General features: G+C 43.0%; 9 protein-coding genes. 4 read left to right on the forward strand and 5 right to left on the reverse strand.

Annotated elements, in window-relative coordinates:
* Nucleotides 1–147: 147 nt before the first annotated feature.
* Nucleotides 148–1,650: a nucleobase:cation symporter-2 family protein gene (locus EI161_RS02720; protein WP_192528929.1), complete on the reverse strand. Its 1,503-nt coding sequence runs from the start codon at nucleotides 1,648–1,650 to the stop codon at nucleotides 148–150.
* 425 nt (nucleotides 1,651–2,075) lie between these two features.
* On the opposite strand from EI161_RS02720, the gene EI161_RS02725 reads away from it, so the two are divergent.
* The 4 genes from EI161_RS02725 (at nucleotide 2,076) to EI161_RS02740 (ending at nucleotide 6,748) form a co-directional block, all read left to right on the forward strand.
* Complete coding sequence (locus tag EI161_RS02725) at nucleotides 2,076–3,503, forward strand: DUF2868 domain-containing protein (protein ID WP_192523129.1); 1,428 nt, start codon at nucleotides 2,076–2,078, stop codon at nucleotides 3,501–3,503.
* A 111-nt stretch (nucleotides 3,504–3,614) separates the two neighbouring features.
* Nucleotides 3,615–5,303, forward strand: a complete 1,689-nt coding sequence (locus tag EI161_RS02730) for a DUF3482 domain-containing protein (protein WP_192523130.1) — start codon at nucleotides 3,615–3,617, stop codon at nucleotides 5,301–5,303.
* 119 nt (nucleotides 5,304–5,422) lie between these two features.
* Entirely contained in the window at nucleotides 5,423–6,091 is a 669-nt protein-coding gene (locus EI161_RS02735; protein ID WP_192523131.1) for a hypothetical protein, read from the forward strand.
* A 93-nt stretch (nucleotides 6,092–6,184) separates the two neighbouring features.
* Nucleotides 6,185–6,748 (forward strand): hypoxanthine-guanine phosphoribosyltransferase, encoded by a 564-nt coding sequence (locus EI161_RS02740; protein WP_192523132.1) that lies wholly within the window; start codon nucleotides 6,185–6,187, stop codon nucleotides 6,746–6,748.
* 72 nt (nucleotides 6,749–6,820) lie between these two features.
* Here EI161_RS02740 and EI161_RS02745 read toward each other — a convergent pair whose 3' ends face one another.
* From EI161_RS02745 to EI161_RS02760, 4 genes are all read right to left on the reverse strand, one after another.
* Nucleotides 6,821–7,339, reverse strand: a complete 519-nt coding sequence (locus EI161_RS02745; protein ID WP_192523133.1) for a MepB family protein — start codon at nucleotides 7,337–7,339, stop codon at nucleotides 6,821–6,823.
* 25 nt (nucleotides 7,340–7,364) lie between these two features.
* Nucleotides 7,365–9,614: an exodeoxyribonuclease V subunit alpha gene (recD, locus tag EI161_RS02750; RefSeq protein ID WP_225735193.1), complete on the reverse strand. Its 2,250-nt coding sequence runs from the start codon at nucleotides 9,612–9,614 to the stop codon at nucleotides 7,365–7,367.
* A 40-nt stretch (nucleotides 9,615–9,654) separates the two neighbouring features.
* Complete coding sequence (locus EI161_RS02755; protein ID WP_192523134.1) at nucleotides 9,655–14,169, reverse strand: UvrD-helicase domain-containing protein; 4,515 nt, start codon at nucleotides 14,167–14,169, stop codon at nucleotides 9,655–9,657.
* Nucleotides 14,170–14,235: 66 nt separating this feature from the next.
* Nucleotides 14,236–18,558: an exodeoxyribonuclease V subunit gamma gene (locus tag EI161_RS02760; protein ID WP_192523135.1), complete on the reverse strand. Its 4,323-nt coding sequence runs from the start codon at nucleotides 18,556–18,558 to the stop codon at nucleotides 14,236–14,238.
* Nucleotides 18,559–18,752 lie beyond the last annotated feature (194 nt).

Below are 18,752 nucleotides of genomic sequence, written 5' to 3' on the forward strand. Positions count from 1 at the left end.
TTTGTCGAACAATATTTAATATCTTTAATAAAACACAAGATGAAAGACAATAAAAAAGCCACCGTCGAAGGTGGCTTTTTATACGTTAATATATTTTATTCTGGAGTTTGTAGCGTTGTGACTTTCTAAACACTCTAAATAATTAGTTTAGTGAGGAGGCGGTTGCTCAGCATCAACTGTTTCAACAGCCACAACAGGTACCTCATTATGGTCTATATCAAACAATTTACCTTCACTAAAGTAATCACCTTCAGTTAAATCGATGATCACTGCAGGGCGTACAGAGCGATCTTGGGTACCAGCGACAAATACCGACTGGTTCTCTGAGTTACCAACCTTTAAATGGTTGAATAGTAAGTTTAGAGCAATGGCCATAATAGCAGCAGAGCTGATGCCCGAATGGAAAATAGTGGCAAACCAGTCTGGAAATTGGTCATAAAACGCTGGTGCAGCGATAGGCAGCATACCAAAGCCGATAGAGGTCGCCACAATGATTAGGTTCATGTTGTTTTCATAGCTGACCTGTGCAAGGGTACGAATACCACTGGCAGCAACCGTACCGAACAATACGATACCCGCGCCGCCTAATACTGCAGTCGGAACGGTAGCAATAACGCGGCCCATGATTGGCATCAAGCCTAACACGACTAAGATAATACCGGCAAAAGCTACTACAAAACGACTCTTAACACCCGTAACTGCAACCAGACCAACGTTTTGCGCAAAGGCACTTTGGGTAAATGAACCAAAAATTGGTGCAACGATACTGGCAGCCATATCAGCACGAAGACCATCGCCTAAACGTTTTGAGTCCACTTCGGTATCGATAATATCGCCAACCGCTAAAATATCTGCTGAGGTTTCGACTAAAATAACCAATACGACGATGAACATGGAGATGATGGCTGCAAGCTCAAATTTAGGAGCGCCAAAATGGAATGGGCTTGGGAATGCGAAGATATCGCCAGTCAAGATGCCAGAGAAATCAACCAAACCAAACGCCCAAGCAGCAAAGGTACCGATGACCATAGCGAGCAGAATCGATAAACGGCTGATAGCGGCGTTACCAAGCTTACTTAATAGCAATACCACTGCCAATGTAAACGCGGCAAGGCCGATATTGGTCATACTACCAAAGCTTGGCAAGTTGCTATTACCGCCCATTGCCCAGCGTGCAGCTACTGGCATCAAGGTTAGACCAATGGTTGTGATGACCGTACCAGTGACCAGTGGCGGAAAAAATCTAATAATTTGGGAGAAAATGGGCGTGATTAAAAACCCAAGAGCAGCAGCTGCTATTACCGCACCAAATACTGCTGGTAGCCCACCCCCCGAGGTTACGATTGCTACAATAGTTGCAACACTTGCAAAAGATACACCTTGTACCAAAGGCAGCTGACAACCAAAGAAAGGTACACCCATGGTCTGCAATAAGGTTGCCAGACCACCAATAAATAAAGAAGCGGCAATCAACAAACCAATTTCAGAAGGTCCTAGACCGGCGGCCTGACCAACAATTAGTGGAACAGCAATAATGCCGCCATACATAGTAAGGACGTGTTGAAAGCCATAAGCAATATTTGCTACAAGACCCAGGTTTTCATCTTCTGGGCGCGCAAGTGTTGATTGAGAAGTAGATTTAATATCCATATTAAATAGTATCCTACATATTCTATTGTTAATATATTCTAGACTTGTTCTTTGACAACTTCTAGATTGGAATTCATGAGAATTACAAAAAAAACTTTTATCTATCTAAGATTTCACACACACAGCCCACGAAAAGGAGTATCAACCTCCCTTTCAATTAATCTCAATCAGTTTTAAGCTATAACTTTACGTTATATAGCGCTAGGTATTAGCTGAGTTTGACATTAGAATGTACATGAGTGTTTGAGCTAGATATTTAGAGTAAATTGCTGGTTCGATTTTAGCATACCGCGTATTTATCATAACTGCCAGTGATTATTGACCATATGGTCAGGATTTTTTGTCATTGGAAAGTATTTACCCAATATTAGTAACGATAATAACACCTATTTTTACACTATAATTGTTTATATGGACATCTAATCATGCTAGCACCCCAAGATCAGTTGACTGAGCTGGTACGTACGCTTGAGACTCAGCAGCATGTTTTTGCTACTGACCCACTTCTCATCACTGAAAAGCTGCAAGGGGAAGACGGCAAACCTCTGCAAAAGTTGCACCGCCGTGCCTCACGCATCGATAGTAATGGTGCGCTGGCACGAGTACTCGGTAAGATTGATGGTCGTATTAAAGGCATCATGGCGGTCATGAGCGTGGTCTGGTGTGTATCTGGTTTTTTGGGGTTGTTTACCCTTTTACAGACCAATGTCGTTAATTTCTTTTATGTGTTGGTCTGCTTATTAGGTTTTCATACGATCATGCTGTTAGGCTGGCTGGTGATGACTTTGATTAATCAAGGGAAGCATTCATCAAATTGGTTTGCCAGTTTTGTGAGCCCCAGTTATCTAATCCGTGGAAAAGATGATGTGACTAAGGCAGCAGTCGATTTATACGAACGTCAATTACAACACAGTGGGATGCGCTGGTATTTGGGACGATTTAGCCACCAGTTATGGCTTGCTACATTGACTGGTATGCTGCTGGCGATTATTTTTTTATTGATTGTGCGTCAGTATAGCTTTAGCTGGGAGTCCACATTATTATCAGATCAGGCGCTAATTACCCTCACCCAAGTACTCGGCTGGTTGCCAAGCATAGTTGGGTTTACGGTGCCAGACAGTACTGCTATCGTACAGAGCCGCTTGGTGACGGATGCGATGCCGTTAACTGTCGCGCGGCAATGGGCAGGCTTGTTGGTAGGTAGCTTGCTGATGTACGGCATTGTACCGCGAGCGATTGCTTGGGCGTTTTGTGCATTGATGTTCCGTCGTAAAAAAATGCGTTTGGATATCAAACTACCTTATTATCAAAAGATTTTAAATTTTTGGCAGCGTCATGTGGTTGATGCTGATGATTTTAATGAAGCACCTGCGCCTATCGCACCCAAAGCGACTGTCAGCGTCGGCAAGAAACTGGTAGCGTTACTTGAATATCCATCAGAGCAGAATAACTGGTGGCAGTTGGGTCTTGATACCGAGATGAATAACCATAGCGAGATTGAAGACTTTGGCATCCTTGATGACCGTGATGATTTGGCACGGCTGATAACTTATTTAGAAGGTCATCCGGTACAAGTGTTACTCGGCATTCACAGCAAAGCGTTGCCTGACCGTGGCACATTGCGTAAACTCGATCAAATTGCTAGTCACGCAAAAGACGGACTTATTGTACAGCTGCTTAGTGATAACCGTATTACTAAGGATGTTATTGATAATAATATGGTTACGGATGAATTGGGTTCAGCTCAAGCACAAGAGCAGTACTTAGCGAAAAAGGATGTTCGTTATCAACAATGGCAAACCGCCCTTGCCGCCCGAAAAATCGGTTTAGTTCGCCTTAGCGACAATGCGTAATTAACAATCCTTATAGGTATTAATACCGATACTCAACCAGATTGTTTTGATAATTTGTCATAATCAGCTAAGACATTTCTTGGATATTAATAATAACGATAAGATTTTATTATGAATAACGATGATAACAATCAAAATAATGCTCGGAGCGGTAGTCATGCTGATAGCCTTTTTGCGGATAAAGCTTATCCTGCTGATGCAACAAACCCACCAATGCCTCAGAATCAAGAAAACCACCAATCAGATCAAGTCATTGTTAATAACGAGGAACTGTCTTTAAGCAAACAAGCAGCGCCCATTAATACACCCCCTCATAAAAAAACAATTGCCAGTGGCGAAGCGCTTAAATTAGCAGTCGTTGGTCATACTAATACCGGTAAAACCTCACTATTACGCACGCTACTACGCGATGTATATTTTGGTGAAGTTAAAAATGAGGCCGCAACCACACGCCATGTAGAGCAAGCCCAGCTAACGGATAGCCAAACTGGTGAGGTTCTGGTGGCGTTATATGATACACCTGGTCTAGAAGATGCATCAGGGTTGATGGATTGGCTTGAAGACAATACGGCCAGTCGCCGGGATGGTATTGAACGCCTACAACAGTTTTTGGCCGCAGATATCGCTCAAAGCAACGGTAGTGATGTTTCGTATAATAGTCGCTCGAGTAAAGATAATCCACCAGGCTATGACTCGCAGAATTACGACTATAGCCAAGAAGCCAAAGTTATCCGTCAGCTGCTGGCTAGCGATATGGCAATCTACGTCGTCGATGCGCGTGAACCAGTATTGGGCAAATATAAAGACGAGTTAGCTATCTTATCTTGGGCCGCGATACCCGTTATGCCAGTGTTTAACTTCACGGACAGTCAGGATGCCAATATCGATGAATGGCAGACCATGCTGGCAAGACGTAATCTGCACATCTCTACGCGCTTCGATTCAGTTGCTTTCGAGTTTGAGGATGAGATGCGTCTGTGGCAAAACCTTGCCACCATGTTGACTCATTCTGAGCTGCTTGAACAGTTAATGGTGCGCCGGACTGAAAACTGGGAACAGCTGTATGACGAGGCGCATATTATCATCGCTGACTTTTTGCTCAATGTGGCCGCTTTCGTCCGTGATATTAATGAAGATGACGATCCGTTGCCTGTATTAGAGCAAATGCAAGAGGCTGTTAGGCAAAGCGAACGTACAATGCAAAACAACTTATTCAATTTATATAAATTTTATGATAATGCAGTAGCAGCAACACCGCTTGAGCTAAAAGCGTACCAACAAGATCCCTTTGACCCTGAACTGCTCAAAAGTTACGGTATTCGCACGACGTCTGGTGCGGCAGCTGGTGCATTATTAGGGTTAGGTATTGATGCAGCCGCGCTAGGCACTACCTTAGGCTTGGGCGCTGCCATTGGTGGTATTGCAGGCGGGTTACTATCTAATACCAGCAGTATCGCCGATAGAATTACCGGGGTAAAACGCTTATATATTGACCCTGCTACTTTGACTCTACTGGCTACTCGGGCAATCGATTTACTAACGGCGTTACGCCACCGTGGTCATGCTGCCACCGATGCTACCCAGCTGATTTATAATGGTGAGAAAGATAAGACTAAATCGGACACTGAAGGTGAGAGTTTAGTGACGTTATGGCCTGTACATAAACTACCAAGTGAGTTAAAAAAAGCGCGTGGTAAACCGCAATGGTCATCACTCAGTAGCGGTAAGTCCGAACAAGCTCAGCTACTACGTGCAGATATGGCATGGGCGCTGGCAAGTAAGCTCCAAGCACATAAATAATAGCAACGAGTGTTCTTAATCTGAACAAAATTTTTAAATGGGCCGCAAATAAAAATACGCCCTAAGCACTTTTGAGTGAGTTGAATATATTAAGTGGCAATTAAACCTAAGGAAAATTAATGACATACTATTTTGGATTCGTCCCTTCAGATAAGTTAAAAGAGCTAATCATTGAGGCCGAGCAAGTCATCACATCAGATGAACAAGTAGACTACTACCCTTATCGCGATGCGTTAACCCATCAAACGGCGCGTGACCTTATCGACAACTTATTGGTTGGGTTGGTTGAGATTATTCCGAACCCTGAACGCCAGGCATCTATGCGTAAAGTTGTGGCTACGGTTGAACGGGCGACAGATACATTGTTAAATATCTTACTGGGTAAAGAAAATAATGAGGAAGTACTGCCAAGCTTTCATTTCTTAAGAGATCAAGCAACTTTTACTGATAATGAAGGTGTAAAACGTGTGGGTTTTAAGTTATCTGAAGCAGATGCTCAAACCATCAATAAAGGCTTTGCTGCTATTACCCCTGAACACGTAGATATGAAGATATTCAAAACAGCGCTTGAAACAATGAATGAAGAGACCCTGACTCACTTTATCAGTCGCTATGCTGATACTCTCAAGTTAGGCATGATTAAACGTAAGTCTGTCCCAGTCGCTAAAGCTGCTATTGATAAAGGGATGGGTATGGCGCTGAATAAACTACTGCCTGACTTACCTGACAATTCATTGAATCGTTTAGCAAACTATTACCGTCCTTTCATCGTAGAAAAACCAGAATAAAACAAGAGTCTTTGGGTTTATTAGAAATGTAATGTTGGGCAAGTTTGCTAAAATTTGCTAAAATAGGCGGCACTTTTATCGAAGGCGCAACTCATGACCCAAATTAGTAACCAAGAAATCGAAAAAACCCTGCGTAACTCAGACTGCCTTATCAGCAGTATCGAAGTCGCCGCTGCTTATGAGCGCCTTGCCGCCCAGCTCAACTTACACTATGCTGGCTTGAATCCAATTGTTATGGTCGTTATGAACGGTGGACTTATTCCCGCTGGTCAATTACTGACTCATCTGACCTTCTACCATCGTATGCACTACATCCATGCGTCACGCTATCGTGATAACGAAGGTACTAATGATCTTGATTGGAAGTTTAAACCTGATGTCAGTATCGCTGGTGAACACGTATTGTTGATTGATGATATTTTTGATGAAGGCATTACTCTAAAAGCCATCGTTGAAGAGCTGGGTAAAGAAAAGCCATTATCTATTGAGTCTTGTGTACTACTTAACAAAGAACACGACCGTAAAGTTGCAGACTTTGCAGTGGATTTTGTGGGTATCAATGTCGCAGATCGTTATGTTTATGGCTGCGGTATGGATTTTCATGGTTACTTACGTCATCTGCCTGGTATCTACGCTATCAAAGAAGACAAAGTTTAAATCTACGGATTTGAATTTAAAAAAAGCATCCGTTTGGATGCTTTTTTCTTTTTTGGTGAAATGTTCATACTTTTACTCGTACAACTCTAGTATTTTTGCAGACGGCAATACGCGTGTATCGGCAACGGTAAAGAAGTAATCCAGTTGCCAATTTTGGGTTCTTATGGCGGTCTTACTAGTTGGTTTGTCCCAGCTAGGATAAACCCTTATCCCCATCTTACCTTTGGTAGAATGAGATTTAAGAATATTGTTTTTAAGTAGAATATCTTTTGGGAAAACAAACTGTCCAAGTGTATTATCATCTTTAAAGGTAGTTATAACTAATAAATCTGGTGATTCATTATACTGAAAAGGTTGGTTAGCACCTTCATCATCTTTTTCCCAGAAAGTAACAAACTGCCCTACTTTGCTAGGTGTTTGTTTGGCAACTCTAAATCGAACGGTTCTAATCGCTGATTTACAGGATAACTCAAACCTACCAGCTGCGTATTCTGAATTTTGCTTCTCCTCTACAGCCGAAGCTGCAGTCAACTGATTAGGCTTGTATATGAATTCATTTATATACTCTAGCACAGTAGAAAAAACATGCATTTTAATCCTTTTTCTATCTTTCTTTTTAAGACTTATCTATCAGTCTTTCAAACTGTAAACTTAGCCCAGTTTGACGCATCGTTGGCGTTGATAATGCGCGGGTGAATGCAGATGCTGTACTAAAAATAGAAACCTGCTTTTTAGCACGTGTTACAGCGGTATATATTAACTCTTGACTCAGCAAGCGCGCATTATTATCGTCAAAGCTGATAGCCACATGATCAAACTCTGACCCTTGCGATTTATGGATAGTCATCGCATAAGCAGTCGCAATCATCTCATCACTTAGCATATTAATATTAATACCTTGCTTTTTGTTTTCAAAAAATACTTGCAAACGTCCTTTCTCAGTTTGCAAACAAATACCAATATCGCCATTAAATAGCCCTAGTTCATAATTGTTTTGTAGAACCATCACTGGACGACCGTGATACCAAGGTGATTTTGATAGTGGTAATTTTAGTTGGGTTTTGTGCTGCTCACTTAAGTAGCTATTAATTTTATGATCGCCACAACGTCCATGATGTCCAGCCGTTAATACTCGAAACTGATTTAATATGTTTATAAGTTCAACAAAGTTATTAAGGTATTCCTTTGTTGGTATAGATTTCGCTTTTTTTATTTTTGTTAGTATTTTTTGGGTTTTTTTAAAGTATTGAAAGTATTTATTTGAGATTTCTTTTAAGAATTTATAATTGCTTAGGCTATTTTTCATCTTATCAGTTGTTATACTATTATTAATATCTTCATCCGTCGTAGTAGATGTTTCTAAATGATAAAAATCTAAGGTGTCGTCGTCTTGAAGGAGCTGCCAAACGGCTGACATATTGCGAGCGCTTATTTGGTCTTCATCGGCTTGGTTAATCAATTTGGCAAGCTTGCCTATACCTGAATCTTCTGTAAAACGCCGACTGGCTACTAAGCACTGATGTACGTCCTGTAGCACAGGTATACGGCACAAATCTGCCAGTACCGCCCCTGCATCGACTGCTGCCAGTTGGTTGGCATCACCAAGTAGTATCAACCGCGCATTGGGCTTAATAGCACTCACTAAATGATTGGCCAACTCCACCCCAAGCATAGAAGCTTCATCAACGATGATAATGTCTTCACTGAGCGGATTGTCTTTATTGTAGCGAGGGCGACCACCCCGCCCGATGCCAAGCAAGCGGTGAATGGTCTTCGCTTCTGGTAGCTGTATAGAGACGCCGGCTTGCTGTATAGCGTCCTGTAATGATTCCTGCATGCGCTGAGCAGCTTTACCCGTTGGAGCTGCCAATGCTAAATTGGCTTTTGACTCGTGGCTTTCATTGTCTTCAGCGCTCTCTGGCTGCAGTGCCATGACTAGCTGGGCTACGGTAAAGGTCTTACCGGTCCCTGGCCCACCGGTGATGATACTGAACGCCGATCGGTTTGCCATATGGATAGCATCCTGTTGTTCGGTATTTAATAGCGGGTTGAGCGTTATTGGTAATTCTATAAGAGCTTGGTCTTTGATACGCATAACATGCTGTGCCAATGCGTATTCTGCTTGCCAAGTACGATGCAGCCATAAGGTAGTTTTGGTTATGTTGTTATTTGAGGTTTTGTCCATTTGAAAAATAATTGGGCTGGCAATTTCACTTTCCTCTTTTTTAGTATTGGTAAATAGTGTGTTTTTTTCTAATAGCTGGATAAATTTGCTTAGGCTATTTTCTATTGAAGTAGAACTCTTTGCTATGTCTACCAAAGCTTTATAAAGCTCGGCGCATACTTTGTGGCGTTGTCCTAATACCTGCCTCTCATACACTGGCAATGTTGATTGACGCATTGCCGTAACCCATATTAATTCGTTTTCTAATAGCTCAGTAACCGATATATCCGGCGTCGCACTCACTAATGCCGACCATAGTGGCTGTAATAAAGGTTGCAGTAACTGTTGCTGCCAAGCAAATAAGCCAGTATCTATATTAAGTGTATTATTGCTTGCTTTATCATTAGATACATCGAGTACCAATACGGTATGCCCTTCTTCTAAGCGCTGTATCAGCACTTCAAATAATACCTCAAACAACCAGCCTTGTGCGTCTTTAGCCTGCTCAGACGTATTAAGTACCAACTGACTCTGATAAGCCACTTGCGTTTGTGCGCGTCGCTGCAATAGATACTGGCTAACAGTCGTCGCCCAGCTACTGCCGATATCATTACTCATAATATTTTGATCATTAGTCTTGTGACCCGCGTTGGTTGTTTTCTCTTGCTTGATACCGCTAGCTGTACTTTTAATGTCACTCATTATCTATCCATTTTTATCATTGTTTTAATCTGTTAATCGGCTAGACACTGGGGCTACCGAACATCTCATCCAATGCGTTGACCAGCTCAAACGGTATTTGCCACTGAATACGTCCGTAGTTCTCTCTACCTGTTGAGTCAATACCACGCAAAAATACATATTCTACAGCGCCTAAATATTGCATCTCATTGCCTTCATAGTTTTTTAGACGTAAACGTAAAAAACGATGCAATGCCACTTGATAAATGGCGGCTTGTAACCAGTAGCCTGCTTTATTCATGGCTGCACTTAGATTGTCGCCATTATAATTGCTTAGGCTATTTCCTAAATAGTTACTTTTATAATCAACTACATAAAACTTGCCAGCGCACTCGTATACAAGATCAATCTCACCACGTAAATAACGATAAATATGGTTAGAAAACTGCGGGGAAAGCTCAATGTGTTTTTCTGGCTCGTCGGGTAAATACTGTGTAAATATTTGATTGATATGTTCAGGCGTAAAATCTTCTGACAGCCCCATATTAAAGCCAAGCTCTGCAATACGCTGCCTAGCCGGTATTTCCTGCAAAGCCTGACCAGAGGCTAATAACGGTGCTGCCAACACATCTTCTACCCATGATATTAATTGATCATGGGCAACACCTAACTGACGGGCTTCATCTGACTCTGACTGAACACCATCGGCACCCAACTCTAAAGACATCGTATTGTCTGGCTGTAGGCGTTGTTGCGAAGTGGCGCTGGCATAGCTTATCGGCAACTGATACTGACGAATGCTTTGATCAATAATCACTGACCATTTGCTGTTATCTGTAAAGTCTATCCTTTCAAAAACTTCATGCAAAAATGTACCAGCATTAGCACCTTTGACAAAACGAAATCGAATGTCATCGCTGGTGATTGGATTAATAGCATTACCGCCATTCTGTGAATCCTGCTGCGACTCGCTACCATCTAGATACTTAGATGCTAAGTTCATACTATCAGTCAGGTCTAAATCATCCTCTACCCCATCATCGAAAACAGCCAATGCTTGGCTCTGCTCATTCAGCTGACGCGATAGTGCGGTAAAGCTGGTCTTAGCCCAACCTTTAAATGAGTTGCGTTGTAACTGTGCATACGCACCTTGATAATCGATGCGTAACCCCGTATCAGCAATCAAAGTAGGTTCATTAATATCGGATTTCTTAGAAGCTTTGCTATTCACAACCTCTTCGGCAGCGGGCTCAACAGCGGCATATTCTAGCCAGCCAATATAGGGCTTTAGTCTGTCTGGTAGTACAAACTTATGATCTTCACAGCTTAGCCATTGTAAGCTTGGCTTACGCTCAGCATCCGTTTTATTATAGCTGTCCTTGAGTACCATATATAACTGCTCACTGGCACGTGTAAAGGCAACGTAACCCAGCCGTCTGAGCTCTTCATAGTTTTCAGTGGTTTCAAATTGGGCGTAATAGTCTGTGGGTGTTTCACCCTTAGCAGACTTACTATGCGGCTTGCCTTTACTGGCAGATAAACAGCGCTCTGTCTTATCTGCCTCAATGTCATGAACGTCATGGTCGTATAAAAACAAATTATGATTGCTACGACCACCAGCTTTGGGACTGGCGCCATCCATACCAACGACATAGACAATTGGGAACTCAAGCCCTTTAGACTTATGAATGGTCATCAGCTGCACACCTGACTCAGTCGGTAATGGCTGCTGCTGTGCCCATTCAGGCGTGCGACTGCTATGCATGTTCTTCTTATACCATGCCAGTAGCTCATACTCTCCGATATGCATGCCGTGCTGCGCCAAAATGTCGAGCAAATGACGCAAATCCATCAAATAGCGCGCACCGTCTTCTAGGTCAGCTAGACCGACCCAAACGTTTTGATTCTTTGCTTGTCTATCAGCTTGTCGAGTATTTTGGCTAACCATAGGATTGCGACCAAACAGGTAATGCAATGCCGATAAAATCCCGTTGTGCTGCCAATATGATGCGGCGGTCTTTAAGTACAGCTGGAAGTCTTGATAACGCTGTTTTAATTCTGCTTGCTCTGTATCTATTTCTTTTTCTATGCTCGCTCTGTCATCTTCTATCTCTGCTTGGTCAGCATCAGCTTCATCACTTGACATCAATACCTGTACGTCATTCAAACTCATCTGATAAAAGTTACTGGTCAATACACGATTAATGATGTCTCGGCGATGGGGCCGTAGCATTGCTTCTAATAAAGCCGCCAAATCAGCGGCGATAGGCGTATCAAAGACGTTTTTTTCTGCAGTCTCTAAAGTCGGTACGCCAAGCTTACTGAGCATGACCTCGACTTGTTTTAGCTCATGCTTACGTCGTCCCAATACGCCTATATCATTTGGTTTAATCGGTCGCCCTTCGATGGTTTGCTGACTTGCCAGCAACGCGGCGATATGTAAGGCAGTGAGCTCACACGCATCGTACTTGGCTTGTTTATCATACGGCAGATGAATCACACTAACAGGGCTGCTAGATAAAACATCCGAATTTGCTGATGACGCCTTTACTCGTCTTTCTGCAGATATTTGCCATGAGAGTCGCGGATTGGTATTTGCCGCTGTAATATGCTGGTAGTAGATACTCTTACCCAACTGCGCTAACTGACTGGCTTTGTCAAAACCAACATCTTGTGAATCCGCTACAGGAGCTGGTCTACCAAACCAATGGTTTAAGGCGGTAATCAAACGCTCATTAGAGCGCCGATTGATATCCAAGCTCATAATAGTATCTTTAGCAAACTTGGCTTTCATGGCGTTATAGTTGGCAACATCACCACCACGAAAACCATAAATCGCTTGTTTTGGATCACCGACGAGCAATAAGAAGCCGCGACTGCCTCTTTGATTAGCATTATCTTTATTACTGTCAGCATTTTTAGACAAGTAAATGCGCTCAATCATGCGCGCTTGCTCACCATTGATATCTTGCGACTCATCAATCAAGGCCACAGGATAATGATGACGAATATAACGTGCCAGCCGCTCACCTTGCTTACCTGCTAGCGCTTGATTTAGGCGTACCATTTGTAAGGCAAAAGTCGTCTCACGGCGTGCTTCTAATATCGATGGGAGTTTTTGGCGCACCTTCAATGCGATGTCACGATTAAGGTTTTCTATAAGCGCGTCAAGATACATCTCTATCTGATTGGCATATTCTTGTATCGCTCTTAATGCCTGCATGCTTTCAAGATTAATAAAAGCAAGACGCTGCTCTTCTTTACCTGTATTAAAGCCTTTACCGCCATCATCCTTACTCAAAAAAACATAAGGCACTGCCTCATAAAACTTTTGCGCATCTTCATCTAAATTGGCAAAGAAAGCGTTATCATACTGTTCGACAGCAGACCTGATACTGAATATCGTCTCTGCTCTTGTGCCAATGCTAGCTCGGGCATTGAAGCCTTGTGCTTTACGATAATCTTTATCAAAATACGGTTCGATATCCTTTAAGTCACACTGCTTAAAAGCTTCTAGTGCCTGCTGATAAGCAACAAAGTCTATCTCCTCACCCATTTCGACATCTTCGATGGGCGTTGAGATAAATTGGAGTGATTTTTGGGCAACGCCAATATGATCGGCAGGCGCCGTCAAGCGGTTGGTATGCTGCAATAATTGATAAATCTCAGGCTGGTGGTTATACAAATAGCTGTGATGGGCACGTACAGCATCATGAATAATGCTTTCTATCACTATCTGCTCTTGGTCGCTGATTTGCATGCCTTGCTGGTGCCCGGTCTCAGCACTATACTCAGACAGCCATTTTTGTGACAAGCTATCTAAAGTACCAACAAACAGCTTATCGAGTGTGGTTAGCACCAGAGCGCAGCGTCTCATGGCATCAGCCAATGGGTAATCTTCGGTATGGTCTAATAGATAGGTCAACAAGTAACTATTGATAGGGTCAGCCATTAGATCTGCATTACCTGACAACTGAGCCTTTTTTTCTAACCACTCTTTACGTAGCTGCCTTTGCTCTGGGCTTACTTTTTTGTCCGCTGGCTTTTTATCCAACGACTCTTTGATTAATGATTCTTTGATTAATAACTCTTGGTCTAACGGCTCTGCATTCGCCGCTCGAGTATCATTTTTAGTATGAGTTACCGTAAGCTGCGGGTAGAGAATGTGATGAGTCTCTGGATTTGCCTGGACGTTATTGAGCCACTGTAAAAGCTGATAAAAATCAACCAAACGGTCGTGGATACGCTGGCGCATCTCAGCAGCAGCGGCACGAGTAAAGGTGGTGGCAATAATATGCTCAGGCGCACGTTTGGCTTCGATTAATAATCGCAGCACAATACCGGTTAAGGTCCATGTCTTACCTGTACCTGCCGACGCTTCTATCAGATACTGACCGTTTAATTTGATACGAATCGCAGGTGGTTCTTCCGACTTATTAGCATTGTTTTGAGTTAAATCATTCGCTAAATTAGCAGGGCTAGTATGGCCATAATCATTATTATAATCCCCACTATAGGTATGACCGACATTCTCTAAGTCATGAGCAGTATTGTTAGCGTTGTTATATTGATCCATAAAAAATCACTTGTTCAAAATCTTACTATTAACATCATTATTATTTACTAATAAAAACAGACTGCCTTATAGCGCTTGTAAGGATTCATCCATTGCACCAAATAAAGGCTGGGCTAATGCTGGCAGAGCGTCTTTTAATTTAGTAAAGGCGTCTTGCTTATAAAGGATATATTGCCATATCTCATGCTGTGAGCAGCTATCATATATAACGTCGCTGTTATAACTTGGCCATAACCAATTTTCAAAATCACTGGGTTTAGGCTGATAATCTAAATCTTTTGCTTTGGCATCATTGACCTTGTCAAGGTAAGAAAGCGCATGAACAGGTAATACAGTCATGGGTATCTTGCCAGCCATATGCGCAAACCTCACCCATTTAAGAAGCTCAGCCAAGGCAATGTCATAGGCAATAGGTGCAAGCTCAAACGTGGTTTTTCCCTTGAATTTCTTGTACTCATCGCTGCCTTTATTAAAACGCCAAATGCTTCTACCATCGCCAGCAGCAACTTGCACCTCGGTAGTACGCCGCGCGACCTGCCAGTAGACATGTGACAACCAAAAGCGCAGTAAATACTGGGTACGCGCACTATTGGGCAAGATGTTTAGCCACAGCTCAGGTGAGGAGGAGCCGTCTTCCGAGTTATAATTAGTAGTAAGCGCCTCTACTGGTATCATACCTTTCACTTGCAGCCTCCCTTGCAGATTGATATCTGGTGCGGCAACCGTGGTCATAATCTCAGTACAAGGAGTTAGTAGGGCATTATTACCACTACGATGAGTATCTATACCTAATGCTGATAGTTGTTCGGCAAACTCTCGACACTGCTGTTGTAATTTAAGCTGTTGATACTGCAGAGTTGACTGACGTGCCACACCAGCTGGCATCACTGGATCGTATAATAGCTTGCTTACAGAGTGCGTGGTGTGATTGTCTGCGCTGCTACCTTCAACGTCACTGTCTTTATTTAACTCATCGAGTAGCTGCTTATTTACCTCATAAGCGCTTAGGCCTGACAACGATAATGGCTCTTGGTGCACCATCTCATCTTCAGGCAATACCACATGTACTTGCTGTTCTCGTAAAAAATGCTTAGCGGGATGACGCACTTGGTAGTGCAGATACTGCATATCTACTTGGCTGATTTCAAAGCGCTCATCTATCCCTTGTACAGTTGCATTGTCTAATACATTGTCTAATACAATACGCTGAGCAATATTGGCATAGTCCTCTTGACTGGGCAGATTAACTTTAACAGTTGATATGGCACCGTCATCTTGAGACTGCAAACGCTCAAACACTTCATGCCACACCCGTGCTGGAGCATTGGTACTTTGCTGATAGGCTTTTTCTTTTTGCATAGCACGCGTAAGTAAGTTTATTAGTGCTTGACCAGCATCTTCATCAGCCGTTGAGCCAGATGAAACACCATCAAATGAACCACTCGCTGCTTGCTCATTAAGCGTTTCTGACTGCACAAACACTTCTTGGGCAAAGGGTAGCGCTGGATGATGAGTGACCAACCACTGCTCGATAAGCTTGGGCAGGTAACGCTGTACTTGCGCTGCCAATGCTGATTGTTGCTCTTCAATAATCGTTGATGATTGATTTTTAAGTTGTTCGGTTTTTAAAGGGTCCCACTGCCACTGAACCTCACCTTTTAAAAACTGTAGTAACTCACTCACTGGGTTGGCGGGTAAGTGTTCGTGAGTATCGGTAAGACGCTGGCCATTATAAAAAATCCAGCAGGCATTGCGAGCACACAGCAGCGCATCTAAAAACGCGCCATTATCGTCATCTTCACTAAATCTATCACCGCGACGTGCCAGCCCAGATTTCATCAAATCATAACGGTTGTCATGGTCACGATTGGGAAACTCCGCCAAGTCCATATTGAGCATAACAACCAACCCAAACGGTACGTTACGCAGTGCACCAAAACGCCCGAAGGTAATCACGCCTGTCGGTTCCGCACTGACCTGCTGACTCTCAAGTTCGTCTTCAATACTATCGAGCATAAAGCTGAGCTTTAAAGGCAAATTACTGACTTGCGATAGTTTTGATTCAACTTGGCTGGCTTCAAGTTCTAATGGAGTCGCTGTACTATCTATCGTCGTAGAATTCATATCCTCAGCATGATAGCGCTGATAATGACGGTTGGCGCGCAAACTACTCTTAAAACCATTCATCGCATTAAAAATAGCACGCATCGGACGCGTCTGATCAAGGACACCAAAGTACGGATGAATAATATGGTTCTCAATATTATTGAGCCAATTCTCAGCATTATAGCGGGCTTGAAACTCGTAACGGCAATGATGTAAGCCGCTATAGACACGACATAGTGCTTCAATAATCGCAGCATCCGCCAAGCTGATGGCAGATATGGGCACGGTTTTTTCTGCCAGTACATTATCTTGCCAATGTTCAGGATACAGACAATCGCTGATACTCGCTTCTGGCATGATCAAACCTAGCGCGACTTTATCCAAAGCATGGGCAAAGCTAAAGCGGTAATCATAGTCATCTGTATCAAGTGTTTGCTGCAAGTGAGCTTCATCAAAGCCACGTACAAATCCTGCTTGTTCTAATAAGTCACAGGCTCGGCTCATCTGCTCATGCGTTAAGCCAAGGCTTTCATAAAGTGGTGGCAGCATCAGCCAATCAAAAACTTCAGCCGCTTCAAAACGTGCGCTTTCACTGCCTAATAACCCATAAAAGCCGCGTATTGCTTCCCATAGCTGGCGAATCGACTTATCAACCACACCCGTGACTTTAGCCGGTAGCGTCAGACCATCCTGCCCTTCTCCATTAACAAACACTGAGTTAATCAGCTCGTGATGACGATCGACATCAGGGAGAAGTACAACGATATCAGACAAATGGCGTGTGCTACCATCTTCATTTGCCTCGTTTAGCCAGCGTCCAATCATGCCGCGCAGCACTTCAAGCTGGCGCTGTAAATTATGGCAAGAATGAATACTTAGGCTATTATCGTATTGCGAGAGTTGCCAATGACGCGGCTGCTCATAGCGTTTGCCTTTTAGAGTATTGTCGCTAAACCATAAGTCGGAATCATTACTATTACCTAGGCTATTATTATCGTTAATAGCTTTATTTTCTGAAGCGTTATGACTATCCGATTGCACTTGCGTACCAAGCGCGGCACTTAAGCGCCCAGCAGTGGTTTTTTGTGTCGCGCTTTCATCGAGCATCAATACATCTTGCTGCAAGTGCGCAAGCAGGCTTAAGGGCTGTCCGGATTGAGTTCTTTCTGCCTGCGGATAATCGACATCAAACTTATCTTGCCAATCGAGCTTAAAGTTATCTGACTCTTCATTACCTGATAAGCTCGCCAGCATGGCAAAAGTCTCACGCGATTGCTTACCCAAACGTGACAATAGCGTGTGCCCATAATCTCGTAAAAACACACTGTCAGGGTTGATCACTTGCTGACGTTGTAACCACTGCTTATCAACGATATCTGCCCAAAACAGTTGCGACGGATTGTAATGTAATAAAGTGATATCAAGGTAAGTTGATAAACGTTGCAAGAAATTGAGCTCGTTTTGGGGTAATTGCTGAATGGTAAAAATATGCAGTTGCGTTGGCAGTATCGCCTTGATATCTACCCCGCTATTGGCTTTATCTTTGGCCATAATTTGCCAGAAACGCGTCTCAATCGAGGCGCGATGCTCATATACCGAGGCAAATAACAAACGCCATAAGTGACGTTGGGCGACTTCAAGCTCCGTATAATGCGCCACCAACCAATCAGGCGTGATGCCAGCGTATTTATCAAACTCCATCGTTAGCTTGTCTTTTTCGGCCACAAGCAGCTCTACATCAACCGATTTATTATCAGACCATAACGTCAACCAATCCTCACGATGGGTCAAATAACGGCTGAATACTCGTGAAAAGTCTGTCGCTAATGACCACAACCGCACATCTTGCTGACTACGATCTGCTTCTTCATCCAGTAATGCCGATAATAATGGGTATAAAGGGTGCTTATCATCCGCCATAATTTGTGCTTGATAATAAGTGAAGTAACCAAACAGTCGCCATTGCATCACAGCCCCAGTCAATACCGCTACTTCTGGCACGGTCAAAACCTCTTGCGAACGTTGATTGGCTTCTAACCAAACATTGTGCTCAGCCAATACCTTTTGCATCAACGTCCATTGATACTGCCCCCAAAACTTTGTGGTAACCAAGGTGCTAATGCCTGCTTGGCTGGCAATGGATTTATCTAACCAATCGCCCAGCACCATCGATGGCACAATGACAATAAACTCTTCAAATATAGGCAGGTTTTTAGATTGATAAGCGTTAAGTAACTGCTCAACTAGGTGCTCGGTGCGGTGCGACTGAATAATGGTAAACATAAATAGTGATCTGATTAATGGTCTGATTGAGGTAGTGAAAGAGTGTCATCAATAAATATTGGTTTGATAAATTAAAAATTAGTAAAACTCATCTATGCACATGCGCTATAAATAAAAAAGACGACAGACAACACTGAGCAATCCATGTTTCGCGGTCGTGACTGCTATGCGTTTCTGCTAGGATAATGAATCTA

It is taken from the genome of Psychrobacter sp. FME5 (assembly GCF_014861375.1).
Taxonomy (GTDB): domain Bacteria; phylum Pseudomonadota; class Gammaproteobacteria; order Pseudomonadales; family Moraxellaceae; genus Psychrobacter.